8 protein-coding genes are annotated in these 11,999 nt (G+C 46.1%); all 8 read left to right on the plus strand.

The window, feature by feature from the left end:
* Window positions 1-252: 252 nt before the first annotated feature.
* The 8 genes from F599_RS13540 to F599_RS14730 all read left to right on the plus strand — a co-directional run bounded on the left by F599_RS13540 (window position 253) and on the right by F599_RS14730 (window position 11,998).
* Window positions 253-2,355 carry a sulfatase-like hydrolase/transferase gene (locus F599_RS13540; RefSeq protein ID WP_019542258.1) on the plus strand — a complete coding sequence of 701 codons (2,103 nt, stop codon included), beginning with the start codon at window positions 253-255 and terminating at the stop codon, window positions 2,353-2,355.
* 2 nt (window positions 2,356-2,357) lie between these two features.
* A complete protein-coding gene (gene aepY / locus F599_RS0104080; protein WP_019542259.1) occupies window positions 2,358-3,479 on the plus strand; it encodes a phosphonopyruvate decarboxylase in 1,122 nt (373 codons plus the stop codon).
* A gap of 38 nt (window positions 3,480-3,517) precedes the next feature.
* Window positions 3,518-4,213: an NTP transferase domain-containing protein gene (locus F599_RS0104085; protein WP_019542260.1), complete on the plus strand. Its 696-nt coding sequence runs from the start codon at window positions 3,518-3,520 to the stop codon at window positions 4,211-4,213.
* Window positions 4,214-4,244: 31 nt separating this feature from the next.
* Complete coding sequence (gene aepX, locus F599_RS0104090; RefSeq protein ID WP_026327800.1) at window positions 4,245-5,543, plus strand: phosphoenolpyruvate mutase; 1,299 nt, start codon at window positions 4,245-4,247, stop codon at window positions 5,541-5,543.
* 116 nt (window positions 5,544-5,659) lie between these two features.
* Window positions 5,660-6,784: a 2-aminoethylphosphonate aminotransferase gene (locus F599_RS0104095; protein WP_019542262.1), complete on the plus strand. Its 1,125-nt coding sequence runs from the start codon at window positions 5,660-5,662 to the stop codon at window positions 6,782-6,784.
* 272 nt (window positions 6,785-7,056) lie between these two features.
* Window positions 7,057-9,300, plus strand: coding sequence for a glycosyltransferase (locus tag F599_RS14725; protein WP_071592839.1), 2,244 nt, complete (start codon window positions 7,057-7,059; stop codon window positions 9,298-9,300).
* Between the two features lie 156 nt (window positions 9,301-9,456).
* Window positions 9,457-10,317 carry a hypothetical protein gene (locus F599_RS15480; protein WP_211209066.1) on the plus strand — a complete coding sequence of 287 codons (861 nt, stop codon included), beginning with the start codon at window positions 9,457-9,459 and terminating at the stop codon, window positions 10,315-10,317.
* Between the two features lie 172 nt (window positions 10,318-10,489).
* Entirely contained in the window at window positions 10,490-11,998 is a 1,509-nt protein-coding gene (locus F599_RS14730) for a glycosyltransferase (RefSeq protein ID WP_071592840.1), read from the plus strand.
* The last annotated feature ends 1 nt before the right edge of the window (window position 11,999 follow it).

Consider the following 11,999-nt stretch of genomic DNA (forward strand, 5'->3'; position numbering starts at 1 on the left):
AGGAACCACTGATTAATTCGGCACCCTGCCTTTGCGTATCTGCACTGTCCTCTCGTCGTCGACAAATCCTCAGCGTAGCTCTGCTACGCCTCCGGTTTGTCTCCTAGAGAGATACAGCGCATCTACGCAAATTCAGGGCACCTCATTTAATCAGCGGTTCCTTAACGATAACGACTATGAGATTTGAGCCATGCGGGATATGTGGATAATAGGAATATTTTCTTATCTAAATAATAGAAGGATATTACGGAAATGATATTCGAAAAAAATGATAAATTGGAACATGGAACCGACAATATCTCAATTGTGCTTAGGCAACTACAAACGAAAATATGCCAGGGACAGTATGATGATGTATATCTACAGATGCTGATTCGTGTGCGTAAGCTTGCCCCACAGGCTGAATATTTTGCAGTATTCTATAGCCTATATGCTTTGGCACATGGAAATTATGAAGTAGCTTTATCCTGTGCAAGGGATGCATTCCATGTTCGCAAGGTGAACCGGGTTATTTGGCACATTATGATAGACTGTTATAGCCATCTGAAACGGTATGATTATGCAGCCTATTTTCAGGGGCTCTGTAAAAAATTCTATGGCGAACCGTTGAAGCTGAATCTGGATATGGAGCAAAAGGAACACATACTCAGCATGCTTTCTCTCGGCAATGGCATTGCTAATTATGCTCCGCTGTCTGCTGGACGAGCATTTTTTGATGAGAATGGACTGAGATTTCAGGGGTCATTATTCACTGGTGAATATTTGCCAGAGATTCGACGTGAAGGCGTATTGCCGTATTTCGTAGGTATATATCCGCACGGAACGGTATCATCACAGAATATGGATCATGTAGTAAAAAAATTGTCCAGTGATGAGGAATTCATAGCAAATTGTAGTGTGGGCACCATATTCGATCTGATGCGCTCAAATAAAGCTAAAGAAGAATATTTCAATCCTGTTGGCACATACATCCTGCCGCTGGCCCCAACAGTCAATGGGCAGGCAATACAGTTTGATTTTGCGAATGAAAGCAGGAAAGTGTTGCTTTACGGTCGATTGAACTATAACTTTTATCGTATTGATGGTCAGACCAGAGTGAGTTCTAAGCAGGATATGGTTATCGGAAAGACAATTCGACTCGGGCATAGTCCGAAGCGTAAGAAACTGGTACTCAATATCTTGGCAGATGCCTTGGCTTGGGAATATGTACGGACGCGCTTCGACAAGCTTATGCCGCGAACGAAAGCGTTTTTCAGTCACGGTATGATTTTTGATAATCATTATTCGGTCAGCGAGTATACATTTCCCTCATTGGCTACCATAGAGACAGGACTCTACCCAGCCGAGTCGCAGATATTTCATGAGAAGTGCGCTGTAGGAATCGATAATGAAGTGAAAACGCTGTCGGAGCAGATGAATGCGCTGGGCTATTATTGTGTGAATATCATGAGTGATGGCAACGGTGTATATACAGGTGTCACGCGCGGCTATGACAGAATAATTGTCAAATCATACGATAACAAAGCATATGAAGGTGTCAGCCGGACCATAGATCAGTTGGAGGCATTCTCAGAGTGCGACCAGTTCATATTTTTGCATATAGATGATTCTCATCCCTGGCCTTTGCCAGATTATAGAGCACGACTCTCTACGCAGACGCATTTGCCACTTGATGACCGGCTTACGACGCAGCGTTATAAGGCAAGTGTCAATATCTATGGCCGTGTGCCGTTCTATATGAGAGCCTTGGATGATTATGTGCAGATGATGGATCGTAATTTAGGAGTGCTATATGACTACCTTGAGGCAAATTACCACGATGATGAGTATGTAGTGCAGCTTTATTCTGATCATGGCACGGGAGTGTATGAGCTGGGGGCAAGCGGGAAAATTCCCATTCTCGTAGGAGATTATTCTACACATGCGGCACTCATGATGCGCGGTTGCGGTATTCCTGCGCGCGGCCTTGTGACAGATGAGCTGACCAGCACAGTGGATTTATACAATATTATGGCGCATCATGCAGGCGGCAAATGGAAAACAAATGACAGCAATCTGCCTGCTGCACTTGGCGGCAAAAAGCGGGAGTATACTGTCAGCTATGTCATGTATCCGGGGCAAAAATTTGCTATGTGCATTCGTACCGGGATAGATGAGTTCGTATTAGAGAGCCAGGGACCATTATATAATGATGGCACAGTAAATTTAGATGATGCCTCCTGCCGCATTCTGCCTCGCGATGGCAGTGCGGGAGCAGATACGCCTGAGCGGCGTGCGTACTTTATGCAGATAGCGGGATATTTAGTACGTCATATTCATAATCAGGGCATCAGCTGGGTGCAGGGGAGAGTCTGACTATGCAGGTAGATGATTTTCTTGCGATACTGGGAAGCGATTTCTATGCGGGGGTGCCGGACTCCCAGCTGCGGCCTCTCTGTGATACGCTGCTGGCGCGCTATGGCGCGGCTGGAGCGCATCATCAGATATGCGCAAATGAGGGCAACGCGACAGCGGCAGCGGCAGGGTATTATCTGTCCACGGGACGCGTACCAGCCGTGTATTTGCAAAATAGCGGCATCGGTAATATAGTGAATCCTGTAGCCTCGCTGATGAATCGGCGCGTCTATGGCATACCGTGTATCTTTCTTGTGGGCTGGCGCGGTGAACCGGGCGTGAAGGATGCGCCGCAGCATGCCTTTCAGGGCGAGGTGTCGTATTCGCTGCTGCACGACTTAGGTATGCGCACATATATCTTTTATCGCGATACCACAGCCGCAGAGCTGAAGGAGATATTGCAGGATGCTGCGGGTGAGCTGGCGGATGGGAAACAGGTAGCACTGCTCATACAGAAAGGGGCGCTGCAAGGCGAGAAGGTATCCTATCATAATGGTGATACCATGCAGCGCGAGACAGCTATACGGATACTGTTGCAGACGGCTCCGGCAGAGGATGTCTTCGTGGCAACGACAGGTAAGGCCAGCCGGGAACTCTATGAGATACGTGAGCAGATGCAGCAGAGGCATGACCACGACTTTTTGCTCGTTGGGTCGATGGGGCATGCAAGTTCCCTGGCTATGGAAATAGCCCGTCAGAGACCAGAATGCCATATCTGGTGTATCGATGGTGATGGAGCAGCCCTCATGCACATGGGCGCTATGGCCGTGCTGGGAACTAGCGGTCTCGGCAATATCACGCACGTGCTCATCAACAATGGTGCACATGAGTCGGTCGGAGGTCAACCGACAGTCGGGCACCTTATAGACTTCGGGCGGATAGCGGCGGGCTGCGGCTATCGGGCGGTATACAAGACCTCGACGGAGACGGACATGGCGAGCGCCGCCAGAGAGGCCTGTACGGCAGCAGGACCGGTATTCCTAGAGGTGCGCTGTGCCATCGGCTCGAGGCCCGATCTTGGACGACCTGGGGGTTCACTCATAGAGGCGAGGCAAGCCTTCATGTCGACGTTGCAGAAAAGATGAATAGATGGGGACGGTAGTAAAAAGCAGGAGGTAATCGGATGGAGGTAGCGCGCGCAGTATTCCTGGCGGCGGGCAGGGGCAGCCGCATGGCGCCGGTGACTGATAAACTGCCGAAGCCGCTCGTGCCGGTGAATGGCAAGCGCATCATAACGACCTTGCTCGATGCCGTCGTAGCGGCGGGCATCCGCGAGATATATATCGTATGTGGCTACCGCCGGGAGCAGTTTGCTATGCTGCAACACGAATACCCTATGGTGACATTGCTCGACAATCCCTACTACAAGCAGGCAAATAACATATCCTCGATATACGTGGCCGGGAATAGGGTACAGAATGCCTATATCATCGAGAGCGATTTGCTCCTAAGACGTGGCGCGCTCATATCGCCTGATCAGATGCGGTCGAATTATCTGGCGATACCGGTAGAAAAGACGGATGACTGGTGTTTTTTCACCGATTTGGATAATAAGATAAAGAAAATAATGGTGGGCGGTAAAAACTGCCAGCAGATGGTTGGCATATCTTATTGGACAGCGGCCGATGGCAAGAGACTTGCGGAATGTACGAAGAAGTTATTTGCGGATAGACAGAATTGGCAGCTCTACTGGGATCAGGTAGCGCTGGAGTATTTCCTGGGAGAGTTTTCTGTATATACGCGGCCATGTGGTCACGAGGATGTTGTGGAGATTGACACCTTGGCTGAGCTGCAGGCGCTGGATAGCACATATAGGTGAAATGGAAATTGTCAATGGTGAGGTAAAGAGGATGGCAAAGACTGTCTATGCATGCTTTTGTACTGATGTGATACATGAGGGACATCGCCATATCCTGCGCGAAGCCGCAAAGCTCGGGCGGGTGGTAGCAGGGGTGCTCTGCGACAGTGAAATGGTGCGTTACAACAGGTTTCCAACTATAACTCTGGATGAGCGCATCGAGCTGCTGCAGCGGGAACCTGAAGTGGACGAGGTCGTGGTGCAGCAGCAGATTATGTACAATCATATCATAGATGAGCTGCGGCCTGATTTTGTCGTGCACGGAGATAACTGGCAGACCGGTCCAGAGAAGGCCATCCGTGATAATGTCGTAGCCTGTCTGACAAAATATGGCGGGCAGCTCATAGAAGTGCCATATACCTATAATGATACTGTGAAGAAGATAGACGACCGCATGCGCGAGAAGCTGGCTATGCCGGAATTTCGCCGCGGGCGGCTGCGCAAGCTCATCGATATGGTGCCAGTCGTCAAGACGCTCGAGGTGCATAGCGGCCTTACAGGGCTCATCGCTGAGAAGACAGTCGTCGAGCATGACGGTGGTCTCGATCAGTTTGATGCGATGTGGATTTCGAGTCTTTGTGATTCTACGGCAAAGGGCAAACCGGATATCGAGCTTGTTGATATGTCTTCACGCATACGCACGATAGACGACGTACTCGATGTGACAACGAAGCCCATCATCCTCGATGCCGATACCGGCGGTCTTATCGAGCATTTCGTCTATAATGTGCGCACCCTCGAGCGCATGGGGGTTTCGGCCGTCATCCTCGAGGATAAGACAGGACTCAAGAAGAACTCGCTTTTTGGCACAGAAGTCGAACAGACGCAGGATACCATCGAGCATTTCTGTCAGAAGATAGCGGCCGGCAAAGCCGTGCAGCGCACGGACGATTTCATGATCATCGCGCGCATAGAGAGCCTGATACTCGAGAAGGGACTGGGCGATGCACTGAAGCGGGCGGAGGCCTACGTGAAAGCCGGAGCCGACGGCATAATGATTCACTCGCGTAAAAAGGAGCCCCGGGAGCTCTTTGATTTCTGTCGGTATTTCCATCAATCATATCCCGATATACCGCTCGTAGTAGTACCGACATCATTTCCTCAGTATACCGAGCAGGAGCTCGCGCAGCATGGGGTGAAAATAGTCATCTATGCGAATCAGCTCACGCGCAGCGCATTTCCGGCTATGGAGCGGACAGCCAAGAGCATCCTCGAGCATCACCGAGCGCTTGAGGCGTCAAAATACCTCATGCCGATCAGGGATATCATCACACTCATTGATGAACTGTGAAGCGGAGGAAAACATAATGTTGAAATTGAGCTGTTATGCCTCTGCTATGCAGGAGGATCGGAATAATCGCTATATCTATCATGTGATATTTACACGGCAGGAGGGGAAGCAATAAAATGGTGGAACGCAAGATACTATTGAATCCTGGACCGGCTACAACTACTGATACAGTGAAAATGGCTCAAGTCGTGCCTGACATCTGTCCGCGAGAGGCAGAATTCGGGCAGGTCATGCGCGAGCTTGGGGAGGGGCTGCTGCACATAGTGCATGCTGCGCCGGAGAAATATAGTTGTGTGCTCTTCTGTGGCTCGGGCACGCTTGTCATCGAGGCCTGTGTGACCTCGCTTGTACCGGCGGGAAAGAAGATGCTGTTTATCAATAATGGCTCTTATACTTCGCGGGCCGTGGAGATAGCCGAGGCCTGTGGTGTACCGTATCTGGAGTTACGGCTCCCCATAGATGAGCCAGCTGACATCGGGCGTGTTAAGCAGGCTTTGGAGTCTGATAAAGACATAGCTGTAGTCTACATCACGCATCAGGAGACTGGCACGGGGCTGCTGAATCCCATTCGCGAGATAGGGAGGATCGCCCATGCGCATGGCGCTTGGATGGTGGCGGATACGATATCTACGCTTGCGATGCGGCCTATAGATATCGAGCGTGACAATCTTGACTTCTGCATGAGCTCGGCGCAGAAGGGGATACAGGCCATGACAGGGCTGTCCTTCCTTATTGGCCGTACCGACTGCATAAAGGCTTCGCAAGTTTTTCCGTGCCACTCGTATTACAGCAATATCTACCTTCAGTACGACTCCTTCGAACGCAGCGGACAAATGCGCTTTACACCGCCTGTGCAGGTCATATATGCCGCACGTCAGGCCTTAAAAGAATACTTCGCTGAGGGTGAGAATGATAAATGGCGTCGTCATCAAAAGACCATGGCCGCCATACATGCGGGGCTCTCTGAGCTGGGCTTCCATGAGGTGCTGCCACATGATTATCAGGCCGGACTCGTGGCTGCTGTGCTATACCCTGATGATCCGAACTGGGACTTCGCGCAGGTGCACGACTATTGTTATGTGCGCGGATTTACCATATATCCCGGCAAGATGCAGCAGTTAGGCACATTCCGGATCTGTGCTCTCGGGGCTATCACAACCAGAGATATCAGAGATTTCTTTGTCATATTCAGAGAAGCATTAGCCAATATTTCTGTAACGGTGCCTGTGAAATATGAATAACTTAGCAGGAAAACTGTGAGAATTCGACAAACATTGTCATACTGAGCTGCAACATTATAAAATATCTGCGATGCTTTCTTGCCAGCATCCGTCGCTATACTGTGGCTGGCATGGCTGTAGATAATGCCTCCAGTAGAAGCCCAGTGCGGTGACTGAGCGAGAAACAGGTGCGCAGCACGGATTTTCGAATAATGTCGACTTTCCGAAAGGCTGTAATCAAGTAAATGAAATTGGCATGAATCGTATAGGGAAAACGAAAGAGAGGAATTCATTTGAAAAAGGTAAGTATTATCATAGTGAGCCACAATACAAAAGAATATTTATCTTTTTGTATTGCAAGTATTCGCAGATATACTCGGAAAGACTTATACAGAATAATCGTTATAGATAATGCCTCCACAGATGGATTTGTTGAAGGGCTGCAGGAACAGGAAGATCTATCCTGCATAACGAATAAAGTAAATGTGGGCGCTTTAAAAGGACGCAATCAAGGAATCGCTTTAGTAGAAGATACAGATGTATTACTTTTGAGTAGCGATACGATTGTTACACCGAATTGGTTGGATAATTTGCAGAATGCGTTATATTCTAATGAAAAAATAGGGATGGTTGGTTGTGTGACGAATCATATTTCCGATGATGCACAAGCAATGGTGCCTGGAAATTATCGTACCATAGAGGAACTGGAAGAATTTTCCGAAATGTATAATAAAAGCAATCCTTCCAAGTGGAAACGGCGCACTACCCTAGGGGATTTTTGCTGTTTAATCAAGCATGAAGTCATTGAAAAGGTCGGGATTTTTGATGAAGGTTTTTCATCGGAACGGTATGGGAACGATGATTATTCTTTACGCGTCCTGATTGCAGGATATGATGTACTTCTTTGCAAAGATACGTATATTCATTATTTCGGCATAGAAGACCATATTCAAGGGGCGAATAAAGAAGAGCAGTGGCAGAATGCGAAAAAGTATAATATCTTACAGGATGAGAATAAAAAAATACTTGCAAATAAGTGGGGAATGAATGTATCATTAATATCTCATTACAAAGAAATGCAGCCAGACATCTGGAAAGCAGAATATTATTTTCTGCTAGGAGATTATGACAATGCATTATCCTCTGCGTTCATTGCGATAGGAACAGATAATCCTCAGGCAACTCATACAGAAAAAATCTATCGAATCATATTAGAATCTATGATTGAATCCTATTATGGACTCGAAGATGAAATAAGAATTTTGAAGAATGCGTTGAACTTGTACCCAGGCTCGGCTGTATTCCTTGGTTATGAAGGGTATTTTCTTGCAAAAAATGAAGACTGGGACAAAGGAAAAGAACTCTTGGAACGAGCATTGATGTTCTATGAACAAAATGCAACAGAGGAACTTCCCTTCGCCCATGAGGAGAATAAATTTAGGACAGCATTGGCAGAATGTTATTTCAGATTAGGGGAAAGAAATTTCGCTGCTGGACAATATGTACGCGTTTTGCAAGACGACCGGTGGTATTTGGATGCTTTAGAGGGATACTACCTTCTCGGTCCCGATAAGAATCTGCTTTTACGGATTTATGCAAATAAGGACGATTGGAAACGGATGATTGGTGTATTGAATTTGATGGGGATTTTTTCAGATGAATACGTTAATTATTGGGATTTAGATCCGAATATGAGAGAATTGGGAGACAATATTCAATTCTTGTTTGTTAGCATTTTGGGTAGAAATACAGATTTTTCTGATTCGATTGTCAGGAAACAGATGAAATTATTGCCTGCCTGTTTGCAGGAACTGGTGTATATTTATTATGGGAAGCATGGAAATGGCAACTTGCCGTTGAATGCATATCGGGCAATGTCCGATACGGTGAATTTTCTAGGGACAGATGATGTGAAAAAAAGATATCAAAATATGATATTAAATCAGAAAAATAGAGATGAAATAAAACGTGTATATTCGCCACAGGAAATTTATGCAAAGGCAGATTCTTTGGAGAATGATTGGCGGAAATTATCTGCAGATAAATATGACGCAAGTTTATTGCGGAATTTCTATAGAGCGTATGGTCAATTCAAAGAGATAGATTTTCGAAAACTTTTAAGTACATTGTATCAATTTAAATGCGATGGAAAATTCCTTCTGCAATCATTGAAAGATGTCGCCCCCAAGGATCTCCTTTTATCCTTTGCACAAGAGAGTGATATCTTATCAGATTTAGAAAGATATTGCTTGTTAGGAAAGTATGAACTTGCTGGTCATATTGCAGCAAAGAATATTTGGAATATTGCTTGTGAAATTTCTTGTATGCTGGTAGAAGATGAACTTTATGGAGTAAAGAATCAAGAATTTAAGAAAAACATAAAGCCCATATTGCCGCAAATGTGTTACAAAACAGCATTTGAGAATATCCCTGAAACAGATACGATCATGGGAAGAGCGATGATTCGTAAATTAAATAAATGGCATATCAGCGTGAGAGATAATCAATTTTTTAATAAAGAAGACTCAGGTATTTGAAAAGAAAAGTATCTTTAAATGAGGAAAGGTAATGGAAAGAGAATGAAGAAAAAATTTGTGATATGTAGTTTTAGAAGTACAAACGGAGGACCAATCGTACTCGAGATGCTATGCAAACTCCTTATAGAAGCCGGCTGTGATGCGAGAATGTTTTATATGAAAGATGAAATGCCCAGGTATGTTCCTGTGTTTTCAGGTCATAAGGCGTTTGAGTCTTATTATGAAGATTATCATAAATTTGAACAGAGAATGTTACGACGTTCGCACTATTGGGAAACAACTGGTGAAGGATATGAAGAGCAATATCAACCGTACATTTATCATCCGGCAGGGAAATTACCTGTATGGGAAAAAACGTATGTAGATAATGATACTATCGTAGTTTATCCTGAGGTGATTCCAGGTAATATTTTAGAGGCAAAGAATGTTGTTCGATGGCTTCTGTACTATTATAAATACTCAGATGGATTAGGGACTGCGTATCAAGATACGGATTTATTTATAGCGTATCGAGAAATTTATAATGACTGGAAATTGAATCCGAAAGGATATATTCTAAATATGATTTATTATAATAGCGATCTTTATCAAAATAAAGGTTATCCTAATCGTCAAGGAGAATGCTATATTATTCGGAAGGGAAATAAAAGGAAGGATTTGCCATCGTTGGATGGTAAATTGATTATTGATAATAAAATGGAATCGGAAATAGCAGATATTTTTAATAGGGTGAAACGGTGTATCTCGTATGATACGCAAACATTTTATTCGTCTTTAGCTGCTCTTTGCGGATGCGAATCGATCGTAGTGCCAGAGCCAGGAAAAAAACGGTCAGATTACAAAAAAGGCGAAGATGAAAGTTTTGGCATTGCTTTCGGAGATACCCCGGAGGAACTTTCCTATGCTAAAAGGACGCTTCCATTGTTGAAAGAAAATATTTTACAAAAAATGGAAGAAAATCGGAGACAGGTGAAAAATTTTCTTTCTTTATGCAATGAATATTTTAGTTCGAGATAAATAACAATAGCGAGAGGGGCGAGTAAAACGGACAGTCTGTGCGCATTTTTCACCGTTGGAATACATGATGTACATCGCCGTATCCGGCGTGCTGTTGTCAGCATCGCCCGCAATTTGTATATTGAGGGAAAAAGGCTTCCCAATAAAGAGAAAAAGGAAAGGATGTGATAAGTTGACCAGTATCGTCATATTAAGCTATAACACATTGGAATATTTGCAGTTTTGTATTGCGAGTATCCGCCGTTACACAAAGGCTGGCAGTTATGAGATCATTATCATTGAAAATGCTTCGACGGATGGTTCGGCAGAGTGGCTGTGCGAAGAACAGACCGGTAGCACGGACCTTCGAGTGCTGTACAATCACACAAATGTCGGCTTTCCGAAAGGCTGCAATCAGGGCATGGAGATTGCTAGAGGGGATGAAATCCTACTGCTCAACAGCGATACCATCGTGACACCACGTTATCTCGAGCAAATGCTTACAGCGCTTTATGCGGATGAGAGCAATGGTGCCGTGAGCTGCGCGGCGAACAATATATCGAATTTCCAACAGATTGAAACAGATGGTTATACAGATATTGCAGGGCTTGAACGTTTCGCGGAAGGCTATAATCATACAGATCCGTCAAAGTGGGAACAGCGCACGATGCTGGTCGGTTTCTGCTTTCTGCTGCGCCGCTCGACGTATGAGCAGCTGGGAGGCTTCGATGAGGCATTTTCGCCGGGGAATTACGAGGATGCAGACTACTCCATGCGTCTCCTGCGGGCGGGGTATCATCTGATTTATGCCGGAGATACTTTCATTCATCATTTTGGTAGCGCTTCCTTTGTCAAACGTAAGACGAAAAACGCAGGGAAAATGAATAAGAAATATGGAGGAATTCTGACGCGTAATCGCCGGCAATTCTTTGGCAAATGGGATGTGCCATGGTATTTTCGGCGCATGAGCGAACAGGATTTTCGTGCGATGCAGGCAGAGAAGCATCCGGACGGGCATTGGCAGCTCGATGCACACAAGATCTGTTTCATCACTTGCGTCAATGATGTTGCACAGTACAACGAGTCGGTTGCCTATCTGCAGAGACTCCATGTGCCGTCGGGCATGACGGTCGAGTCGCTTGTCGTGAGTGAGGCAGAATCAATGACAGCAGGTTACCAGCAGGCGATGGAGAGTTCCGATGCAAAGTACAAGATCTATCTGCATCAAGATGTCTGGATCACGGACAAAGATTTCCTTCTAATGCTCGTGCGAGAGTTCTGGCAGCATCCGGCGTATGGTCTCGCAGGTGTCGTGGGTGTGCGTCGTATGCCGCCGAGCGGCATCTGGTTGGAGGATGAGAAGATTGGTATGATTCGTGATAAGCTCACGGGAGCGTTCAGGGATTATGTCTATCCGCATGACAGCAGACACAGTCAGCTTGCGGCGGCTGTCGATGGTCTGCTGCTTGCGACACAGTATGACGTGCCCTGGCGGACGGATCTTTTTACTGGCTGGCATTTCTATGATTTGTCGCAGGCCTATGAATTCCGGCGCCTGGGCTTCCAGACGGTAGTGCTGCCGCAGGGGACGCCACTCTGCGTCCACAATAGCGAGAAGCCATCAGTAGAAGGATTCGAGACGAACAGGCAGAAATTCCTGCAGGAATATGCAGAGTGTATCGCAGAGGATGCTGCAAAATAGA

The sequence above is a fragment of the Selenomonas bovis DSM 23594 genome (genome assembly GCF_000381005.1).
Classification (GTDB): Bacteria; Bacillota; Negativicutes; order Selenomonadales; family Selenomonadaceae; genus Selenomonas_C; species Selenomonas_C bovis.

Coding starts and splice junctions, on each gene's coding strand:
- F599_RS13540 (WP_019542258.1), top strand. CDS start 253: ATGATATTCGAAAAAAATGATAAATTGGAACATGGAACCGACAATATC.
- aepY (WP_019542259.1), top strand. CDS start 2,358: ATGCAGGTAGATGATTTTCTTGCGATACTGGGAAGCGATTTCTATGCG.
- F599_RS0104085 (WP_019542260.1), top strand. CDS start 3,518: ATGGAGGTAGCGCGCGCAGTATTCCTGGCGGCGGGCAGGGGCAGCCGC.
- aepX (WP_026327800.1), top strand. CDS start 4,245: ATGGCAAAGACTGTCTATGCATGCTTTTGTACTGATGTGATACATGAG.
- F599_RS0104095 (WP_019542262.1), top strand. CDS start 5,660: ATGGTGGAACGCAAGATACTATTGAATCCTGGACCGGCTACAACTACT.
- F599_RS15480 (WP_211209066.1), top strand. CDS start 9,457: ATGAAAGATGAAATGCCCAGGTATGTTCCTGTGTTTTCAGGTCATAAG.